The sequence below is a fragment of the Arthrobacter sp. CG_A4 genome (genome assembly GCF_035985125.1).
Lineage (GTDB): Bacteria > Actinomycetota > Actinomycetes > Actinomycetales > Micrococcaceae > Arthrobacter.
Map to the genome: position 1 here is coordinate 61,219 of NZ_JAXCID010000018.1, position 20,101 is coordinate 81,319.

Annotated in this window: 18 protein-coding genes; 12 read left to right on the forward strand and 6 right to left on the reverse strand. The window is 64.4% G+C overall.

From position 1 onward, the window contains the following. Positions 1–131: 131 nt before the first annotated feature. Both RCH07_RS09725 and RCH07_RS09730 read left to right on the forward strand, forming a co-directional pair. On the forward strand, positions 132–1,727 hold the full coding sequence (locus RCH07_RS09725) for a Wzz/FepE/Etk N-terminal domain-containing protein (protein ID WP_326967264.1): 1,596 nt from the start codon (positions 132–134) through the stop codon (positions 1,725–1,727). Next, positions 1,727–3,013, forward strand: a complete 1,287-nt coding sequence (locus RCH07_RS09730; protein ID WP_326967265.1) for an O-antigen ligase family protein — start codon at positions 1,727–1,729, stop codon at positions 3,011–3,013. The genes RCH07_RS09725 and RCH07_RS09730 overlap by 1 nt, the downstream gene beginning before the upstream one ends. Here RCH07_RS09730 and RCH07_RS09735 read toward each other — a convergent pair. Beyond that, entirely contained in the window at positions 2,942–4,360 is a 1,419-nt protein-coding gene (locus tag RCH07_RS09735) for a right-handed parallel beta-helix repeat-containing protein (protein ID WP_326967266.1), read from the reverse strand. The two genes, RCH07_RS09730 and RCH07_RS09735, sit on opposite strands and share 72 nt — an antisense overlap. A 971-nt stretch (positions 4,361–5,331) precedes the next feature. Here RCH07_RS09735 and RCH07_RS09740 point away from each other — a divergent pair. The 3 genes from RCH07_RS09740 to dcd all read left to right on the forward strand — a co-directional run bounded on the left by RCH07_RS09740 (position 5,332) and on the right by dcd (position 7,867). Beyond that, positions 5,332–6,354 carry a glycosyltransferase family 4 protein gene (locus RCH07_RS09740; protein WP_326967267.1) on the forward strand — a complete coding sequence of 341 codons (1,023 nt, stop codon included), beginning with the start codon at positions 5,332–5,334 and terminating at the stop codon, positions 6,352–6,354. Between the two features lie 309 nt (positions 6,355–6,663). Next, on the forward strand, positions 6,664–7,110 hold the full coding sequence (locus RCH07_RS09745; RefSeq protein ID WP_326967268.1) for an SRPBCC family protein: 447 nt from the start codon (positions 6,664–6,666) through the stop codon (positions 7,108–7,110). Positions 7,111–7,291: 181 nt separating this feature from the next. Next, entirely contained in the window at positions 7,292–7,867 is a 576-nt protein-coding gene (dcd, locus tag RCH07_RS09750; protein WP_326967269.1) for a dCTP deaminase, read from the forward strand. A 37-nt stretch (positions 7,868–7,904) separates the two neighbouring features. On the opposite strand, the gene RCH07_RS09755 is transcribed toward dcd, so the two are convergent. Genes RCH07_RS09755 through RCH07_RS09765 form a run of 3 tightly spaced genes read right to left on the reverse strand, consistent with a single transcriptional unit; the run spans position 7,905 to position 11,029 of the window. Then, the gene (locus RCH07_RS09755; RefSeq protein ID WP_326967270.1) at positions 7,905–9,098 is read right to left on the reverse strand and encodes a cation:proton antiporter; all 1,194 of its coding nucleotides are present in this window, start codon (positions 9,096–9,098) and stop codon (positions 7,905–7,907) included. Between the two features lie 5 nt (positions 9,099–9,103). After that, the gene (locus RCH07_RS09760; protein ID WP_326967271.1) at positions 9,104–9,586 is read right to left on the reverse strand and encodes a cation:proton antiporter regulatory subunit; all 483 of its coding nucleotides are present in this window, start codon (positions 9,584–9,586) and stop codon (positions 9,104–9,106) included. A 39-nt stretch (positions 9,587–9,625) separates the two neighbouring features. Beyond that, on the reverse strand, positions 9,626–11,029 hold the full coding sequence (locus RCH07_RS09765; RefSeq protein WP_326967272.1) for an MFS transporter: 1,404 nt from the start codon (positions 11,027–11,029) through the stop codon (positions 9,626–9,628). Between the two features lie 202 nt (positions 11,030–11,231). On the opposite strand from RCH07_RS09765, the gene RCH07_RS09770 reads away from it, so the two are divergent. Genes RCH07_RS09770 through mnhG form a run of 6 tightly spaced genes read left to right on the forward strand, consistent with a single transcriptional unit; the run spans position 11,232 to position 17,684 of the window. Further along, positions 11,232–14,273, forward strand: a complete 3,042-nt coding sequence (locus tag RCH07_RS09770) for a Na+/H+ antiporter subunit A (RefSeq protein ID WP_326967273.1) — start codon at positions 11,232–11,234, stop codon at positions 14,271–14,273. Further along, a complete protein-coding gene (locus tag RCH07_RS09775; RefSeq protein ID WP_326967274.1) occupies positions 14,270–14,845 on the forward strand; it encodes a Na(+)/H(+) antiporter subunit C in 576 nt (191 codons plus the stop codon). Before RCH07_RS09770 ends, RCH07_RS09775 begins: the two co-directional genes overlap by 4 nt. Next, on the forward strand, positions 14,842–16,461 hold the full coding sequence (locus RCH07_RS09780; protein WP_326967275.1) for a Na+/H+ antiporter subunit D: 1,620 nt from the start codon (positions 14,842–14,844) through the stop codon (positions 16,459–16,461). The genes RCH07_RS09775 and RCH07_RS09780 overlap by 4 nt, the downstream gene beginning before the upstream one ends. Next, positions 16,458–17,003 carry a Na+/H+ antiporter subunit E gene (locus tag RCH07_RS09785; protein WP_326967276.1) on the forward strand — a complete coding sequence of 182 codons (546 nt, stop codon included), beginning with the start codon at positions 16,458–16,460 and terminating at the stop codon, positions 17,001–17,003. The genes RCH07_RS09780 and RCH07_RS09785 overlap by 4 nt, the downstream gene beginning before the upstream one ends. Then, the gene (locus tag RCH07_RS09790) at positions 17,000–17,278 is read left to right on the forward strand and encodes a monovalent cation/H+ antiporter complex subunit F (RefSeq protein WP_326967277.1); all 279 of its coding nucleotides are present in this window, start codon (positions 17,000–17,002) and stop codon (positions 17,276–17,278) included. The genes RCH07_RS09785 and RCH07_RS09790 overlap by 4 nt, the downstream gene beginning before the upstream one ends. After that, the gene (gene mnhG, locus RCH07_RS09795) at positions 17,268–17,684 is read left to right on the forward strand and encodes a monovalent cation/H(+) antiporter subunit G (protein WP_326967278.1); all 417 of its coding nucleotides are present in this window, start codon (positions 17,268–17,270) and stop codon (positions 17,682–17,684) included. Before RCH07_RS09790 ends, mnhG begins: the two co-directional genes overlap by 11 nt. 52 nt (positions 17,685–17,736) lie before the next feature. Here the strand turns inward: mnhG and RCH07_RS09800 are convergent, their stop codons facing one another. Both RCH07_RS09800 and RCH07_RS09805 read right to left on the reverse strand, forming a co-directional pair. Continuing rightward, on the reverse strand, positions 17,737–18,000 hold the full coding sequence (locus RCH07_RS09800; protein WP_326967279.1) for a DUF4235 domain-containing protein: 264 nt from the start codon (positions 17,998–18,000) through the stop codon (positions 17,737–17,739). 71 nt (positions 18,001–18,071) lie between these two features. Then, a complete protein-coding gene (locus RCH07_RS09805) occupies positions 18,072–18,617 on the reverse strand; it encodes a heme-degrading domain-containing protein (RefSeq protein WP_326967280.1) in 546 nt (181 codons plus the stop codon). 242 nt (positions 18,618–18,859) lie between these two features. On the opposite strand from RCH07_RS09805, the gene RCH07_RS09810 reads away from it, so the two are divergent. Further along, positions 18,860–19,381, forward strand: coding sequence for a hypothetical protein (locus RCH07_RS09810; protein WP_326967281.1), 522 nt, complete (start codon positions 18,860–18,862; stop codon positions 19,379–19,381). Positions 19,382–20,101: the final 720 nt, after the last annotated feature.

Genomic DNA, 20,101 nt, shown 5'->3' on the forward strand with positions numbered 1-20,101 from the left:
GCCCCGGCCGGGCCAACGAGCCCGGCCGGGGCTTCTGCCGGGCTCGTGCCTCCCACAGCGTTTCCCCCGACGTCGCCTTGCGGCTCTGGTCCATGTCATGAAAATGACTCCGAACCAGGTGATTGCGGTAAGTGCGGGCTGCATATTGTTCGGTTTCAGCCACTTCAAGTATTCAGTGCGCGGGCGGCGGGCACCGCCCGCTGGGCGAGTTCGGAGGCCACCGATGGGCAGTATTTTATGACCCCTCACAGTTTTTTCTCGTCAACCGCGAATTTGGATGCGATGCTATGTACGACCAATCCCAACGGGACGTGAACTGCGATCGGAACAACGTTATGGACCTCTCCGACTATTTGAAGGCTTTCCGGGAACGCTGGCTGCTGATCCTGGTGTGCACGATAGTGGGAGGCGGATTGGCGGGCATCCTCACCGAGCGCATCCCGCCCACATACACCGGCGAATCCACGCTTTTCCTTAAAGTCGAGTCGACGGCCGGTTCCCTGTACGAGCGATCCCAGTTTGGTCTCCAGCGGGTCAAATCGTATCCCAGCGTCGTTCAGAGCCCCGACGTCCTGGTCCCCGTCATTGCTGAACTGAAGCTCGATATCACCCTGGCGGACCTCCAGTCACGAGTGTCCGCAACGAACCCCACGAACACGTTCTTTCTCAAGGTGCAGGTTGAGGACAGCTCGCCAGAGCGCGCGGCGGCCATCGCGAATGCCGTGTCCAAGAACCTGGCCTCTGCAGTAGCAATTCTGGAAACGTCCAAGGGCGAATCCACCTCCGCCGTTTCTCTGGTGCAGACCGTTCCAGCGTCTCCGCCCTCCGGCAAGACCTCCCCGAGTTTGATGCTGAACGGAGTCCTGGGCTTGTTAATCGGTCTCGCGCTGGGGCTGGCAGCCGCCGTCTCCCGGAAGCGGTTTGGCCGGCGGGTCCGCACGGCAGAAGATGTGCGGACCGCCACTGATCTGCCCCTCCTGGGTTCACTGGGTCGAGGCCCGATCCGGAAAACCTTCTGGCGCTACCGAAAGGCTCCTGTTGACAGTGAGGGGACGGCGAACAAGGAGCTGCGCAACAATCTCCAGCTGGTCGCTGGCGGACGGTTGCCTAATATGTTGGTGCTCGCCACGGGCTCGGCCGGGTACAACGACGCGGATTTGCGCCACGAGCTGGCAGCGTCCCTGGCTCACACGGGACGACTCGTCTGCCTGGTTGAAGCAGACTTCCCGACCGGTTCCGGCCAGGATGGCGACGAAGGACCGGACATCCGCGGCGTCGCAGATGTCCTCAGCGGGAACTGCGACATGGCCGAGGCCCTGGTGGCAAGTGCAGATGGGCTCTATCAGGTCCTGCCGGCCGGTTCCAGGACCTCGGCGCCAAGCGAGTTTCTCGCGCAGAAGCGCTTTCCGGCTGTTGCCAAGAAACTCAGGGACGATTTCGACGTGGTTCTTGCCCAAGCGAGTCGGACTTCACAACCGATCAACCTCGCCATGATGGCGTCGTCCGCAGATGGTGTTGTCTTGGTGGTCGAACATGCGAAGACGCGCAAACGTGACCTGGCACGATTGCTCGCTGAAGTGAAGGCCTGCGGGCTGCGACCGCTCGGAGTGGTCATGACTTCCGTGCCTACTGCTCGGCGTGTTCCGGTGTCCGGCGGCTGGCGTTCGGGCGATTTTCGGGATGCGGATCTGCAGTTGGAGCTGCAAAGAGTCCACGAGTACCGCTGATGGCGCCGCTGCACCGCGGTCCCGTTCTTCGGCGGGCAGTGGCACCCTACATTGTATGGCTGCTGATACTGGCCAGTGTGGTGTCATGGCGTAGAGGGGTCTATTTTTCCGGCGAGCTGGATCCCGTGGTGATAGTCAAGGCCGTCATCGGAGTCGCTGCCCTGGCCGCCGCTGCCGGCAGCTTCCATCGCGGCAGGGGCAGGCTGCAGATCGGAGTGCGGACGCTGGCGCTCCTTGTGCTGTATCTCGCCATCGCGTTTCTCGGCGCATTAGCCGACGGCAACCCTGCGGCTTCGGTGGTGCTCTCCATTAGAGTCCTCCTGATTGCCGTCACTGTGGTGCTGCTGGTCGCCACGTACCCTGCGCGGACCCTGTTCCGGTCGCTGCTTGTGGCGATGGCGCTGGTTGGACTGTGTGCTACCGCGTCCGGGCTGGCCTCCGTAGGCGTCGGCGGTCGCATTTACGGTGTATTCCCGCCCCTGAATCCCAACGAGATTTCCCTTCTGTGCGGGCTGCCGGCACTGGGTATCGTGCACCAGTTGACTCTTGGCAACATGAAGAACCGAATCGGGCTTCCGCTCTTGATGGCCCTGTTGGCATCGGTGTGGATGACAGGATCACGGACAGGTCTTTTCGCTTTTTCCGTCGCTGTGGTGCTCATCCTGCTGCACGCACGGCAACTTCGCGTAGGCGCCGGGTTCGCTTTGATTGCCCTGATTCCTGCGGTTTTCTTCATTGTGGCGGGCACGGACCTGGTCACCACGATTCTGGAAAGGGGGGACGATTCCGGTTCAGATCTGTTAACGCTCAACGCCCGCACGATCGCATGGGACACCGTGCTCAATACGCCCTCTGACACATGGCAGCGATGGGTGGGAGCAGGGCTATCAGTGAAACAAGTGGCTGTGGAAGGTCAGTACTGGCAGGATCAAGCGTTGGATAGTAGTTGGATTTCCGCCCTGGCCCAAGCGGGTGTTGTCGGCACGCTGGTGCTCGCGGTCTGGTCGCTGACGACCGTAGCCAGCAGCCTGGCGGCCAGAGATCTACGGTCGCTCACCACTCCAGTACTGGCGTTCATCCTGGTCAGGAGCTTCCTGGAGAACGGTCTGGTGGACTCCAACGTGCCATTTGTCGTCTTCCTGACGGTTTCGCTCCTGGTGGAGCGCGCCGCTACGAGAAGCGATTACGCCAGGCAGGAAACGGAAGAATGTCACTCAAGGTCGCCAAGCACCCAGATGCCGCACCCCCGGGGATTTGCCCAACAAGCCCGCCACAGCTCCCGATAGCGGCTGCGCAACCGATGCGTCCTTGGCAGCTATCTCGGCTGTGGGCTGCCAGCCATTAAGCGCTGGCCGCCCGTCGAGGAATACATGGGACGATTCCTGGCCCGTGCCCGATTTGAAGCCCGCTACGCTCGTGTGCACGGCGGGGTTTCCTGCGCCTCGGGACCAGACAACAGCCCAAGCCGGGCTGCCGGCAGAAGGACGCTGGTAGACATTGCCGTTCGCGGAAATCTTGAGCTGTTCGGCGCTGAATTGATGGGAGTAGTCCTCAACGCAGAGAAGGCAATTCCCGGAGCCGCCGGCCACGATGTTGTTTCGGACAGTGATGTTGGAGGTGATCCAAGTCATAGTCGGATCAGGAAAGGCCTGCCTGGGATCATGGCCGGGCGTCGAGCGGTTACTCGCACGGCGGGTGTCCTGCACGATGTTCAGGTTGCGGCCGTTGCCGCTCAGGGTGTTGTTCCAGACATCCACATTGCTCGTGTCATTGAGCTTAATGCCATTGCCCGAATTCCCTGTGATGACATTGTTGGCGACGACGAACTTCGCCGAGATCTCCATGATTAGACCGTGACCCTTGTTTGCAACCATGTCGTTGTGTGTGACGACGCCGTTGTAGACGGACTCGTCCATCCAGAGACCGGGACCGGAGTTGCGCACAAACAAGCTGTCACTGAATCGCACGCTGCGGGAGCGGGTTACCTTGAAACCTCCGGAGACCGGAGACTGGTTGAACAGTTCTGTATTGTTTCCATAGCTGAGGACGCCTGTGGCCTTGAAGTTGTCGGCCGTGCTGGCGCTGCCGCCCAGCATCCCGTTCCGGGCTAACGTAATGTTCCGGAATGTGATGTTGGCTCCGACTGCGTGAATGCCTGTCCCGGCGTTGTCAATGACGGTGACATTCTCGATCGTGACACCTTCTCTCTCCGCCGTGACAGCACCCATGTCCGGTATGGACGGGGCGAACCGTTGGAACCCGACGCCACGAACGATGCTGCCAGCGCCCTGGACCGTTGCTGCTTTGGAGATGTCGCTGGCGCGCACGCTGTGGCCTGCGGGGTTGGTGCCGAGATACAGTTTTTGAGTTGCATAATCGGCGAAGAACGTTCCTGGCCTAAGCTGACTCAACCCTTGGACCTGCGTGACGGCCCTTCCATCGATCCAGACTTGGTCCGGATGTGCCGCCATCGGATGTGCCCGATTAACAAAGGTCCAGTTGGCCGCCGTCCCGTCCGACGCCCCGCGGGTATAGGTGGGACTGGCGTCAAAACGAGCCGTCCAGCCGGATGCAACCCAGAAATTGCCGCTGGGCGCCCAATTCTGAACTGGTCTGCTGCCGTCGAACCACACGGATTCCTGAGGATACGACTGAATGGTCAGCCTCTTGCTCGCTGGTATCGTCAACCCCTCGTGGTACCGCCCTTGCCGTACGACAATGGTCGCTCCGCTTGCAGCCACGGCAATTGCACGGGCCAAGGTTCTAATTGGATTTCCGAGCGTGCCGGCCGCGGTGTCTGAACCAGCCGGGGATACGAAAAGGGCACCTGCGGTCACAGGGTAAGCCGTCGATCCGACAGGAGCGGAACCCGCCGAGAGGCTGGCGCCGGAAAGATCCATGGAGGGTGCAGGATCGACGGGGGATACAGTCGCGGCTGCCATCGGTTGCGACGCGGGTGCTGCGGCATTCGTTGGCGAGGCAGCCACCATCGGTGCGGCCAAGGCGAGGGCGAAAACTATCGTCGCGAAGCGGAGCTGCCCGGCTGCGACGAGGAAAAAAGTCCGTGATCTAGGGGAAGTCATACGGAGTCCTGAGGTTGGCGACAGTGGGTGGTGAGACCATAATGCGCGAGAACCTCCCCTGAGTGTTACACAATCTTTACCGGCCCGGTAGCGGGAGGGCTTGCGGTGAGTGCCCGGAATGGACCCATGCCGGTGCTTCTCCGCCGTCGGTTCCCTACATCCAAAAATTGACCCTGATCATTATCGCGACCCAACACTATCCACGTCTCGACCACTCCCTCGGGAATCCGCCCGGTAGGGCCCATGAAAATGCCAGCCTGAGCGCGCCAGACTGGATCAGGACCGTCCTAGGCAACTGTGTACCTTTCGGGCATGATGGGTAGGCGAGATGATTGGGTGCATCAAATTCATCGAGGACGCCACCTATTCGGAGATTTCTCGTCCAGAATCAGGGTTAGTCCGGTTCATTGTGTTAGGGAAGGCTGGCATTCATGCGAATCCTCTTTGATGGGCACTGGTGGATCGACGGACCGCCTTCCAACCGGGAAGTGCTCCGGCAAATGGTGCTAACTTGGAGTCGCTTGTTCAGCAACGACGAACTCTTAGTGGCAGTACCTTCGAGACACGTCCTCGCTGCGTCGGCGGAGGTCCCTGGAGGCGTAACAGTAATTCGTTCGCGGATGGCCCCGCAAGGACTCAGCGCCATTCTCGAACTGCCGTTGTTGAAGCTCAGGCACAAAGCCGATGTGATCATTTCCCATAACTTCACCCCTGCGTTCGGGGCCTCGACGGTATTTGTTCACGATTTTCTTTTTTTGACAAATCCCGAATGGTTCACCTTTGCCGAAAACAGGTACTTCAGTCTTATGCCTGTCTCGGCACGGCGGGCCAAAATCATTTTCACCTCGTCCGAAAATGAAGCACAGAGAATCAGGCGTTTCACCCGCAAAAATCAAGCAGTGCTCCCAGTGGGACTGGGTCCGAATACGAGCGTCATAAATGCCGTTCCTCAGCCAGTCCCAGAGCTGAGCAAAGTGCGGGGGTTCATCTTATCGGTGGGCCGGCTAAACATACGGAAGAACTTGGGTATGACTTTGGACGCGGCGCTTGAGTCGGGGCGGTTGTCACCGGAGTATCCGCTAGTTGTTGTAGGTGCGGATTCGGGACGGGGCACAACGTACTCCCCGGCCGTGGCACAGGCGGTCCGGTCCGGAGCCGTCCGTTTCCTCGGATACACCAGCAACGAGGAGCTCGCCTGGCTGTATTCGAACGCGGATTTGTTCGTTTTCCTGTCATTGGACGAAGGATTCGGCATGCCCCTTCTGGAGGCGCTCGCACTGGGTACCCCTGTGTTGGCGAGCGACATACCTGTCTTTAGAGAGATCCTGGGCGATGCAGGAGCACTTGTAAACCCGACGGATGTGACGGCCATCTCAGCGGGAATCCAGGCGGCCATTGACTCCGGGTCGCCACAGGTCAATGCGTCAAAGGTGCTGGATAGGTATTCGTGGACTCTGAGCGTGAACCGGATGCGGGAGGCGGTTCATGACTGGCACATGACCGGCGGGGTCGACTCGTACGACATGGACAGTACCGGCCGGTGATTCGGCGGGCACAACGTCGATCCATGGGTGCCGGATTGCCGTGGGTGGGACGATGCCTTTCGCCGTTCTGCGCAGGAAATACGCGGAGATTGGCCCGGGCAGCCCGGCACGATTGCCGCGTCGCTGGGATCGGCAGCCACGTGCACTTCGTTGCACAACGTTCCGATCGCGCACGAAGTCCATAACTCTTCGGTAAAGGCCCGCCCCGCGACCGCGAAAGGCGGATAGCGCTGTCTATCCTGAAGGAGTTAGCTGCAGTCTCCGGGGAAGCGGGCTACGCCTTCAGCCGTCCGCCGAGCAAGGACTATCGTGGCATTCGCAGAGTACGACGTCGTCATCGCGCGCGACGCCTTGAGCGTGTACAACTTCCTCGTGGACGCCCGGAATCTCCCGCGCTGGCAGGCCGGAATCCGCAGCATCGAGCTGGAATCAGGCGCTGCCGGGTCAAAGGGTGCCGTCTACCGGCAGACCCTCGCCGGCCCGCGCGGCCGCCCGGTCGCCGGCAATTTTGAGATCACCGAAGCCCGGCCGGGGGCGGAAATCCAGTACCGGGTCCTTGTGGGCCGGACACGCCCGCACGGCGGCTACTACCTCAGTACCGAAGGCCAGCGCACGCGAGTCCGCTTCGCCCTGGAGCGCGAGCCGCGCGGGATCCTCGCGTGGCTGAAGTCCCCGTTTCGGCGGCAAATGAAGGCCGAGGTCCGCCAGCTGGAGCGGCTCAAGACGTTACTGGAAGATATGCCGGAAGCGGAATAGTCGCCGCTCCGGGCGGGACCATAAGCGGGACCACAAGCGGGACCACAAGCGGGACCATAAGCGGGACCAGCAGGTGGGAACCGGCAGGCGGGGACCAGCGGACGTTCGGTCCGTAACACCGGCAGCCCCGCCCCTGCCTTGGTGGAGTACGGTCCTTGGTGGAGTACGGTAATTTGAGACTGTGCTGATCTCAGACCGCGACATTCGCAAAGAAATTGACTCCCGCCGGATCGTTTTGGACCCGTTCGACCCTGCCATGGTTCAGCCGTCGTCGGTGGACGTCCGGATCGACAGGTTTTTCCGGCTCTTCGACAACCACAAGTACGCCCACATCGACCCCGCGGAGGAACAGCCCGAGCTGACACGCCTCGTTGAGGTGGGGTCCGGCGAGCCCTTCATCCTGCACCCGGGCGAATTCGTTCTCGGCTCCACCTACGAGGCGGTGACCTTGCCGGACGACATCGCCGCCCGGCTTGAGGGAAAGTCGTCGCTGGGCCGGCTGGGCCTGCTCACGCACTCGACCGCCGGCTTCATCGATCCGGGGTTCTCCGGCCACGTCACCCTGGAGCTCTCCAATATGGCAACGCTGCCGATCAAACTGTGGCCGGGCATGAAAATCGGCCAGCTGTGCTTCTTCCGGCTCACCTCGGCCGCCGAGCACCCTTACGGCTCCGGCGAATACGGCAACCGCTACCAGGGCCAGCGCGGCCCGACGGCGAGCCGCAGCCACCTGAACTTCCACCGCACAGAAATTTAGGCCCCGCGGGGATTCAACGCGGGCGCTGTCCGGCTGTTTAGACCCCGCCGGCCGTACGGGGTTGCGGCGGCCGGGCCGGCCGCAGCCTCGCGACGATTGGTTCCACGTATTTTGCCGCGAGCGGACCCGTGATGGCCATGATCAGCACATAGGCCGTGGCGAGCGCCGCGAGCTGCTGCGGGACCACGCCGGAAGCCACGGCCAGGCCCGCAATGACGATCGAGAACTCGCCGCGGGCGATCAGTGCCGCGCCGGCACGGAAACGGCCGGGCACACCGATCCCTGCCCGCTTCGCCGCCCAGATCCCGGTGATCATCTTGGTCGACGCGGTCACCAGGGCCAGCAGGAGCGCCCAGCCGAGGACCGGCGGGATGGTTGCGGGATCGGTGTTGAGGCCAAACACCACGAAGAATATGGCCGCGAACAGATCCCGCAGCGGTTCGAGGATCCGCGTCGCGTTGTGGGCCGTGGCGCCCGAAATGGCAATCCCGAGCATAAAGGCGCCGACGGCGGCGGAGACCTGCATGGCGGCGGCGAGCCCGGCGACGAGCAGCGCTGCGCCCAACAGGTTGAGCAGGAACACCTCGGAGTTCTCGCTGTGCACGGCCTTGGAGACATGGTGGCCGTGCCGCAGCGCGACGATCAGCACGACGGTGACGACGGCGAGGGAGATTCCCACGGTCTGCAGTCCCACGACGAAGCTGACTCCGGCCAGGGTGGCCGTCAGGATCGGCAGGTAGACCGCCATGGCCAGATCCTCAAATACGAGAATGGACAGCACCACCGGAGTCTCACGGTTGCCGATCCGGCCCAGATCGGTGATCACCTTCGCTGCGATGCCGGACGAGGAAATGTAGGTGACGCCGCCCATCACCATTGCACCCACGAGGCCCCAGCCCAACATGACCGCCAGCCCGGCGCCGGGGAGGAAATTCAGGACCAGGTCCAGGACGCCGGCCTGCCAGGACCGGCGCAGCCCGGTAACTAACTCGGCAGCGGAATATTCCAAACCGAGCATAAGCAGCAGGAGGATGACGCCGATCTCGCTTGAGAGGTGCGTGAACTCCTGCATCCCTTCGAGCTTGACCAGCCCGCCGGCGCCGAAAAACAGGCCGCCGACGAGGTACAGCGGGATAGGGGACATTCCGATCCGCCCGGCCAGCCGGGCCAGCAGGCCCAGGCAGAACACGACGGCCCCGAGTTCTATCAGGGTCAGTGCGAGCGGATCCATGCCGTTTAGCCGGTGCGCAGGATGGCGGCCGTTGTATCCAGGCCTTCTTGCGTTCCCACCGCAACGAGGAGATCGCCGGGGTGCAGGACGACGTCGGGGCCCGGCGAGGGGACCACCTCGCCTTCGCGCATGATTGCCACGATCGAGACACCGCTGCGGGTCCGGATGCAGGCCTTGCCCATCGGCTGGTTGTGGAACGGAGATCCCACGCCGATAGAAAATTGCCGGGTCACGATCCCGGGGACCTCCCGGTGGGCTTCGGAGAGCTTCATCGCCAGGCGCTGGCCGCCCAGGAGGTTGCCCAGGGCCGAGGCCTCATCGGCGGTCAGCGGGATGGATGCCTGGCAGGTGTCCGGATCGTCCCAGGTTGAGACAATGAGTTCCGTCTGGCCTTCGCGGTATTCAACGACGCCGATCCGGCGCCCAGAGGCGGTCATGAAGTCCTTGCGCCGGCCCAGGCCGGGGAGGTCAGTTTCATCCACGTTCATGCCACCAGCCTAGTGCGCGGTGCGGCTTTCCGCGCGGGTTCAGGCTTCGGGGACGACGGCAATTTCCACCTTCCCCGGCGGCCTGACCGGCAGCAGGACCAGGAGCCCGGCGAGCAGCACCACCATGATGCCGAGGATGCCCCAGCGCTGGGCTTCACCGGCCGGCACGAGCGGGGCGGCGACGGCGATGCACAGGGTGAAGAGGGCCGGGGCGAGAAAGCTGACGGCCCGGCCCGTGGTGGCGTACAGGCCGAAGAGCTCGCCGGACTCCCCGTGCGGGGCGAGCCGGGCCAGGTAGGCGCGTGAGGAGGACTGCGCGGGCCCCACGAAGAGGCACAGGAACAGCCCGAAAACCCAGAAGGTGGTGGTGCCGGCCCACGCCGTGCCGAAGAAGACATGGCTTCCGCTGCCGAGGACCAGGATTGTGGTGCCGGCAATCAGCAGGCCGATGAGGGAGCCGATGATGACGGCCTTCGGACCGATCCGGTCATCCAGGAATCCGCCCAGGATGGCGCCCACGGCGGCCACAACGTTGCCGAAGATGGCGAAGAAGATGACCTCCTTGAGTTCGAAGCCGAAGGTGCCGGCCGCGATGATCCCGCCGAAGGTGAACACGGCGGCAAGCCCGTCCCGGAAGATTGCGCTGGCCAGCAGGAAATAGATGGTGTGCGGGCTGGTCTTGTAGATCGCCCGGATCCGGCGCACCAGAAGGCCGTAAGAGGCCAGGAAGCCCAGTCCGGCGCCTTGTTTGGTTTTGGGCAGTTCCGGGACGGCGAACAGCACCGGCAGGGCAAAGATGACAAACCACAGGGCGGAGAACACGGCCACGAGGCGGATGTTCAGGCTGTCCTCGGTGGAGGCACCGAACCAGTCGAAGCTGGGCTGGACGAAGAGCTGAAGCACCATGAGCAGCGCCACGATGCCGCCGAGGTAGCCCATGCCCCAGCCGAAGCCGCTGACCTTGCCGATATTCTTCGGGGTGGAGACCTGCGCCAGCATGGCGTTGTAGTTGACGCCCGCGAACTCGAAGAACACATTACCCAGCGCAATCAGCGTCACTCCCAGCAGCAGGAATTCCGGGCGCGGGAAGACAAAGAAGCAAAGACCGGTCAGGAGTGCGACGGCGGCCGTGTTGACGCCCAGCCACAGCCTGCGGCGCCCGCCGGCATCGGACCGCTGCCCGGTGACCGGCGCCAGCAGGGCGATGGCTGCGCCGGCGATGGCCAGCGCCCCGCCGAGGACGGCGGAGGCCTGGTCCTCGCCGCCGAATGCCCTGGACGTCAGGTAGACCGTGAAGACAAAGGTGGTCATGACGGCGTTGAAGGCCGCGGAACCCCAGTCCCAGGCGGCCCAGGCCAGGACCCGCCCCTTGGTGGTGGCCTGGCTTCCCGATTCAAGGTCCGAGGGCGGTCGTATGGCCTCTGGGGCGGGGGCGGAGTTCATAGCGTGAATAGTATCCGCCGGCGGCGAACTCCGGCAGAACAAACCGGGCAGTTTCGGGGACGCCGGGTGGAGGGCCGGGGGAAAAGAATTTGTCGACGCTTGGTAAACTGTCCGCACCGAACCTGACGAGTACCCGCCTGTTCCAACTTTGTGACGGGCGGACTTTTTTGACACACGCATTCCTGACGTTGCGGAGCTACCAGTGATCACAGTCCTTGCCGCGCACTTTGCGGTGGCTGCCGTGGCGCCGTTTATCTTCCGCAGATTCGGCCGCAGGTCGTTCTACGCCCTCGCCGCGGTCCCCGCCGGTGCGTTCATCTGGCTCATCTTCCAGCACGGCGCCGTCTACGCGGACACCGGAACTGCCGGCGCCACGGCGGAGGTGCTGCCGTGGATCCCCGACCTCAGACTCGAGCTCGCCTTCCGGATGGATGCCCTGGCCTGGGTCATGTCGCTGCTCGTCCTGGGGGTCGGCGCGCTGGTGCTCGCCTACTGCGCCCACTACTTCAAGGACAAGGACGACTATCTGGGCGGATTCGGCGCCCAGCTGCTGGCCTTCGCCGGAGCCATGTTCGGCCTGGTCACTGCCGATGATCTGCTCCTGATGTTCATCTTCTGGGAACTGACCACCGTCCTGTCCTACCTGCTGATCGGCTACGCCCGGACCCGGCTGGCCGCACGCCGCTCGGCGCTCCAGGCCCTTATGGTGACCACTGCCGGCGGCCTGGCGATGCTCGTGGGCCTGATCATGCTGGGTTCCAGCGCAGGAACCTACCGGATCTCCGCCATCCTGGAGCTGGCCCCCACTCTGGTCAACGGACCCGCCGGGGCGGCCGTCGGCGCCGCCGTCGTCCTGATCCTGACCGGTGCCATCACGAAGTCGGCGCTTGTCCCGTTCCACTTCTGGCTCCCGGGCGCCATGGCCGCCCCCACCCCGGTGAGCGCCTACCTGCACGCCGCAGCGATGGTAAAGGCCGGCATCTACCTCGTGGCGCGGCTCGCCCCGGGCTTCGCCGAAACGGCGTTCTGGCTCCCCGTGGTGCTGGGCCTGGGGCTGGCTACCATGCTGGTGGGCGGCTACCGCGCCCTCCGCCAGACGGACATCAAGCTCATCCTGGCCTACGGCACCGTCAGCCAGCTCGGCTTCCTGACCATGGTGGTGGGCCTCGGCAAACCCGACGCGGCACTCGCCGGCCTTGCCCTGCTCCTGGCGCACGGGTTGTTCAAGGCCACGCTCTTCCTCGTGGTGGGCATCATCGACCACCAGGCCGGCACCCGCGACATCCGCAAGCTCTCCGGCGTCTACGGCTCCTCCCCGGCCCTGGCGGTCGTGGCCGCGATCGGTGCCGCCTCGATGGCCGGTCTCCCGCCGCTGGCCGGCTTCGTGGCCAAGGAATCGGTCTTCGAGGCCTTTGTCCACTACGCCGCCGACCCCACCGCGGGGCCGTGGGGCATGGTGGTCCTGATCGGGGTGGTCCTGGGTTCTGTCCTCACCTTCGCCTACAGCGCACGGTTCATGTGGGGCGCCTTCGCGGTCAAACCCGGCGTCGGGAACACCCCGTTCAAGCCGATCAAGCCGGCCTTCCTCGCAGCCCCGGCCATCCTGAGTGTCCTGACCATCGGCTACGGCGTCTGGCCGGCCCCCGTGGACGGCTGGATCCAGCCGTACGCCGCACTCTTTTCGAGCAGCCCGGCGGCCGACGGCGGCGCCACGGGCTACCTGGCTCTGTGGCACGGTTTCACGCCGGCGCTGGGGCTGACCGCCCTCACCTTCGCCCTGGGCCTGGCCATGTTCTACGGCCGGAACGCCGTCGCCAGGGCACAGGGCCTGGTTCCCGGCTGGATCGACGGCGACCGGAGCTACCAGCTGGCCATCGGCGCCCTCGACGATGCCGCTGTCTGGGTCACCGGACGGACCCAGCGGGGTTCGCTGTTCTTCTACCTCTCCGTCATCCTTACCGTGGCGTTCGTCCTGCCGCTCACCGCGCTGGTGCTCGCCAACAAACCGCTCCCCGCGGACGTCTACTTCATCGACCCGAACTCCCCGCTGCAGATTGTGGTCGGCGCCGGAATTGTGATCGGGGCACTCGCCGCAGTCCGGGCCAACAAGCGTTTCCTGGCCGTGCTGATGGTCTCCGTGACCGGCTACGGCATCGCCCTGATGTTCGCCCTGCAGGGCGCCCCGGACCTCGCATTGACCCAGATGCTCGTGGAAACCATCATCCTGGTGGCGTTCGTCCTCGCGATGCGCAGCCTCCCTGCCGAGCTGCGGGACCGCACCGGCGGAAAGTACCGCGTGGCCCGCGTGATCATCGGCGCCGCCTTCGGCATCACGATGATCTTCGTCGCCATCTACGCCCTCGGCGCCCGCGTGGCGGAGCCCGTCTCGCTGGAGTTCCCGGAGCTGGCCTACGAGGGCGGCGGGGGACTCAACATCGTCAACGTGACACTGGTGGACATCCGGGCCTGGGACACCTTCGGCGAGATCTCCGTCCTGGCCCTGGCCGCGACGGGCGTGGCGAGCCTCATCTTCGTGCGGGGCCGCGGGGACCGCATCCGCTCCTCGTCCACCGTGGACGAAGGGACAGTAGGCCGCCGAACGGCCGCCCGGGGCAACACCCGCGACGACGCCGCACTGGCCATGAGCCGCCGCTTCGCCGCCCCCGGCCGTGACGCCTGGCTCGTGGCCGGCCGGACCATGGCGCCGGAACGCCGCTCGATCATCTTCGAGGTGGTCACCCGGCTGATCTTCCATTCCATGATCGTCTTCTCCATCTATCTCCTCCTGGCCGGCCACAACCTGCCCGGCGGAGGTTTTGCCGGAGGCCTCACGGCCGGGCTGGCGCTGACCCTGCGCTACCTCGCCGGCGGCCGCTACGAACTGCGCGAAGCCACCCCGATCAGCGCGGGAACCCTGCTCGGCATCGGACTCGCGACGGCGGCGGCCTCCGGCGTAACGCCCCTGCTGCTGGGCGGCCAGGTGTTCCAGAGTGCCATCATCGAGCTCTGGCTTCCGGTGTTCGGGGACATCAAATTCGTCACCTCGACGCTCTTCGACATCGGCGTCTACATCGTGGTCGTTGGCCTGGTGCTCGACGTGCTGCGCAGCCTCGGCGCGGAAATCGACGAGCACTTCGAAGAGCAGCCGGCGGAACCGTCCGAGGACCAGGCAAGCGGCGGGGACGTCCCCGCGGAGGCCGCCGACGCAGAACCCGCGGAAACTACTGCCAGGGGAAAAGCATGAGCGTCAACCTGACCCTGCTGACCGTCATGGGAGCCCTGTACGCGTGCGGCATCTACCTAATCCTGGAGCGCAGCCTGACCCGGGTCCTGCTGGGCCTTATGCTGCTGGCCAATGCCACCAATCTGCTGATCCTCGCCACCGGCGGCTACGCCGGGCTGGCGCCGATGTTCGGCAAGGACACCGATCCGAGGGACTACAACGATCCGCTGCCGCAGGCGCTGATCCTCACCTCGATCGTGATCTCCTTCGCCGTCACCGCGTTTATGCTCGGCATGATCTACCGGACCTGGGTCCTGGCCCGCCAGGACGAGATCCAGGACGACGCCGAGGACCGGCGGGTGGCGAAAACGCCCAGCTTCGACAGTGAGGACGACTCCGTGATCCCGGTGGAGACCTCCGAGTTCCCGCTCACGATGATCGGCTCGGGCAGCCAGGCCGGCTCCGATGTTCCAGCCGGGACCGCCACCGTCACGGTAGGCGACCGGAAGCTCGACGCCGGAGAAGCTGCCTCGGAGGAGCAGCCCGGTTCCCTGAAGGTCATTCCCCCCGGCCGGGAAGGAGGGGACACGTGAATATCGCCAGCTTCGCCCCGCTCGCCGTCGTACTTCCCGTCCTGGGCGCCGCCCTGACCTTCCTGCTGATCCGGCACCCCCGGGCCCAGCGGACCGTCAGCATCGCGCTGCTGTCCCTGACGCTGCTGCTCGAATGCCTGCTGCTCGCCTCCGTCTGGGGCGGCGGCACGGAGGCGGTCAACATCGGCGGCTGGCTGCCGCCCTGGGGCATCGTGATGGTGGTGGACCAGTTCTCCTCGCTGATGCTGGTGGTCTCCTCCGCCGTGAGCCTCGCCGTGCTGGTGTACGCCACGGGGCAGGGCATGGCCGACGGCGACCGGGACGCGCCGGTTTCGATCTTCCACCCGACCTATCTGATCCTGGTGGCCGGGGTGTCCAACGCCTTCCTGTCCGGGGACCTGTTCAACCTCTACGTGGGGTTCGAGATCCTCCTGACGGCCAGTTACGTGCTGATGACCCTCGGCGGGACCGGCCCGCGGATCCGCGCGGGCGTGACCTATGTGGTGGTCTCGGTGGTCTCCTCGGTGCTCTTCCTGATCGCGATCGCGATGATCTACGGCGCCACCGGAACCATCAACATGGCTGACCTGGCCATCAAGCTCGCCGACCTGGACCAGGGCACACGCACCCTGCTGCACGTGATGCTGCTGGTGGCCTTCGGCATCAAGGCAGCTGTGTTCCCGCTGTCCTTCTGGCTTCCCGACTCGTATCCGACGGCCCCGGCGCCCGTCACCGCGGTGTTCGCCGGGCTGCTGACGAAGGTGGGCGTCTACGCGATGGTCCGCACCGAAACGCTGCTCTTCCCGGGGGACACGCTCAACTCCCCGCTGATGGTGGCCGCGCTGTTGACCATGCTGGTCGGCATTCTGGGCGCCCTGGCCCAGAGCGACATCAAGCGGCTGCTGTCCTTTACGCTGGTCAGCCATATCGGCTACATGGTGTTCGGGCTGGCCATGTCCTCGGTGGCCGGCCTCGGCGCCGCCGTCTTCTACGTGGCCCACCACATCACCATCCAGACCAGCCTTTTCCTGGTGACCGGCCTGATTGAACGCCGCGGCGGAAGTTCCTCGGTGGACCGTGTGGCCGGGCTGGCCAAGCTGAGCCCGCTGCTGGCCGTGCTGTTCTTCATCCCGGCCATGAACCTGGCCGGGATCCCGCCGTTCTCCGGCTTCCTGGGCAAACTCGGCCTGCTGCAGGCCGGCGTCGAGCTCGGTACGCCGCTGGCGTTCGCGCTGGTGGTCGGCGGAGTGGTGACCAGCCTGCTGACCCTGCTGGCAGTTGCCAGGGTCTGGAACCGTGCGTTCTGGCGCAAGCCCGAGGACGCGGAACACCCCGATCCGGTGCTGCTGGCCGCTCCCGGCGACGCAGCCACGGGGGACCGGGCCGGCAAGACCAACGTCACCCTGTTGCCGCGGACCATGGTGGGCTCCACCCTGGGGCTGGTGCTCTTCGGCGTCGCGCTGACAGTGTTCGCCGGTCCGCTGTTCCGGGTGGCGGACCAGTCCGCGGCGGAGATGCTGGACCGGACCGCCTACATCGAGGCCGTGCTCGGCGAGGATGCACCCGTACCCGCCCTGTCGCAGCCTCTGCCGCAGCCTCCGGGGGGCGGCAAATGAGCCGGAAGCGGATCTCGCTGCGCCAGGAACTGCCCCTGCTGGTCTGGCTGGTGATCGTCTGGTGCGCCCTCTGGCAGGACTTCCGCCCGGGTAACCTGCTCTTCGGCTCCCTCGTCGCCGTCGTGGTGGCCAGGCTGTTCTACCTGCCCCCGGTGGAACTCGGCGGCCGCTTCAACGTGCTGCGGGCCCTTCCCTTTGCCGTGGTCTTCCTCGGCAGGGTTGTGGCAGCGAGCTTCCAGGTCCTGTACCTCGCCGTAGCCAAGGGGCCCGCGGTGATCAGCGCCGTCGTCGCCGTCCCGCTGCGGAGCCACTCCGACCTGCTGGTGACCGCCACCGGACACGTCATCTCGCTGATCCCCGGCTCGCTGGTGGTGGACGTGGACCGGTCCACCTCCACGCTGTACATCCACGGCATCAACGTCCGTGATGCCACGGATGCCGCCAAACTCCGCAAGGACGTCCGCGACACCGAGGCCGGGCTGATCCGGATCATGGGCACTCGGGCCGAACTTTCCGCACTGAAACAGGAGGTGGGCGCATGATGCAGCTTGTCCTGACCATCACCTCGGTGGTGTTGTCCCTGGCCGCCGCGGGCGCCATCATCCGGATCTCGCGGGGCCCTTCGCTGCTGGACCGGGTGCTGGCGGCCGACGTGCTGCTCGCCATCCTGGGCGCGGCGCTGTGCATCGACATGGCCGCCAACCGGCACCTGAACAACCTGATGCTGGTGGTGGCCGTGTCCATCATCGGGTTCATCGGATCCGTGACCGTGGCCAGGTTCGTGGCCGACCGGCGGGAGCACGCCCGTGAATCCTGAAATCTTCTCCGGTGATACCGTGATTGACGCCGTCTCGGTCGTCTTTATGGTCCTCGGGGCGCTGATGTCCCTGGCGGCGGCCGTGGGCCTGCTGCGCTTCCCGGACCTCATGAGCCGGATGCACGCCGCCACAAAGCCGCAGGTGCTGGGACTGTTCCTGCTGCTCGCCGCCGTCGGGCTGCAAATGCGCAGCTGGTGGGTGTGGCCGGTGCTTCTGGTGGCCTGGATCTTCCAGCTGCTGACCGTGCCGGTCTCCGCCCATATGGTGGGCCGGGCCGGCTACCGCACCAAACACCTGCACCGCGAACTGCTGAGCAGTGATGAGCTGGAGGCCGTAGTGCAGCACGCGGCGAAGAAGCGCCGATTAACGGACGACGACGGCGGCGCGGCTGCCGGCGACCGGTGATTGGGCCCGGGGTACCCACCAGCTGGACCACCGGCGCCCAGGGACCGGGTTGTTAGACGATGTCCTGGGACTTGGCGAAGCGGGTGACGGCGCGCTGGGTGCCACGGTTTGCGAGGACCTGGATGATGGCGCTGACCGAGGCGGAGATCAGCGCGAAGGTCAGGGCCGAACGCAGCGTGGTGGGAATGTCGTCGTCGTGGCCCTTGGGCGGCTTGTTGCCGGTGGACTTCTCCCACACGGTGTCGACAAGTTTGGTGCCGACGAAGCCGGCCAGCAGGCTGATGCCGGTGCCGAGCAGTTTGATGAAAATGTTCATTCTTCGCAACTCCTTGCGGGAGGAAACAGGGCTTCCCCTAGCCTAGCGTTCCCGGCCGGGCGCCGGACACCTTAGCCTGGCGGCGTTGTGTGGCCGAGGATTTCCGACAGGGCTTCCACCACCAGCTCATGGTCCGCCTTCTGCGGCAAGCCCGACACCGTGACCGTGGCAACGGCCCCGGTTCCCCGCACATAGATGGGGAAGGCGCCGCCGTGGGCCGCGAACACCTGCTGGTCGAACCAGGCGTTGTCCTCGATCCTCCCGCCGGCCGCCCGGGCCCGAAGACCCACGAGCAGGGACGGGACTTCGTAGCGAACGGCCGTGCGCTGCTGGGCCCTGATCCAGCGTTCGTTGTCCGGTGTGGCGCCCGCCAGTGCTGCGTGGAAGAGCACCTGCTCACCTTTGGTGATGTCCACGGCGATGGGGTGCGAGCGTTGTCGGCCGAGCTCCACCAGGAGAAGCCCGAGGTCCAGGGCATCGTCGTTGCTGAACGACTGGAATTGCAGCTCGTCGATTTCGGCCAGGATCCGGCCGATAAGCGCCGCCAGGGATCCGGGCGGCTGCGGTTCCGCGGAGTCCGGATCGAAGCCGGGGGAAGACTCTGGTGAGTTGGTCATGTGGTTCAGCCTCCGATAATTCGCCGTCTTTGGCTAGGTCCATGGGTCGTTAATGAGAGTGCCGGTTTGCAAAAGTCTTTTCTCGCAGGACATCGGTGACAGTTCGGCCTCAGGACATTCGTGACACTTGGGCGGGTTGAGCCTCAAGAACCCGAAGCTTGACGAAAATTTTGACAATCTTGACAGGTTTGTCACATCACTACTAGAGTTACTCCAATCGATATTTCCACGATTCACAGACAATGAAGAAGCATTATAATTTGGTGGAATGCATGTATTTCCGACAACTGGCAATGGGTGCACTGGTGTTGTTGACAAGCTCCGCAATGATGCTAGGCGGTGTCACAGCGGCCTCGGCAGCAGTTCCTGAAGTGGCCTCCCTAGGTTCGTCAGAAAGCGGGTTATCTGCTCCAAAAATGGCTGTGGCGGAGATGCCGATGACAACCAACCTTGTCCGTCCGCCTGACAACGCCCACACCGACGACGTCGCCGGTCAGTACTACTCGTTCTGCATCTGGTGGAACGGCACATCGGCTCTGTGGACCAACAATGATCCGTACGCGTGTCAAGGGTGGTTGGACGTCTACATTAACGGACAGCAAGTTGCGCACCTGCAGAATGGTGGGAAGCCACTGGCATCTATCAGCTGCCAGCTTGCGATAGCCACGGGTGTCATCCAAGTCTTCACGGGTGGCCTCTACAGCGGTTGGGGCATGGCAAGCTGGCTGTGGGGTTCTTGGGTCTCAGGCCTCGGATGCCGTTAGCTGAGAGGCAGAGACTTGCAGCCCGATAAGTATCGGCAAGACTTCGGAAGGAATCCGTATGAATAAGAATCAATCCGTCCCCGGACTAGTTGCAGGAATTTTCATGCTCATCTGGGCGGCGATTTTCCTCACTTGGGTGCCGGTCGATACGCTAAGACTGGTCACTGGGATCGTATTTGTTCCGGTTGGCGTGTGGTTGATCGCGCAGTACGTCATGGCTCGACGCCGATCGGGACGAGCGACGACTGCCGTGCCTCCTAGAGCGTAGGGCCAACAATATCCCTTAGAAACTGATCGCCGGCTGCCACAACCTGCTCAAACTCTTCAGCTACCGGACCCAAACCGCCTGACCACCCTGGGAGCGGGGACGGGGCCACCAGGCCGGATCTGCGCACCGAACCGCGCCCCATAGGGGCCGGCTACGGCTTTCCCCTCCCCCGAAAGCGCTAAGGAACCGGGCCCCCTAAAAAGAAAGAAGACCTGCCCCCCCGGCGTCGCCGGCGCCAACTTGCGGAACCGTCAAACCACAAGCGACCCATGCACCTAGTGTAGCGTGTCGGTGATTCCTTTGGGTCTGATTTTTTGTCAGACTTGACACATGGTTTATTTGGCAAAGGCACTTCACCTGCGTGACGGGGATCGTGAGGCCTTGGAGGCGCTGACCCGCGGAAAATCGTCCACGGCGACCCTGGCCCTGCGGGCCCGCACTGTCCTGCTGGC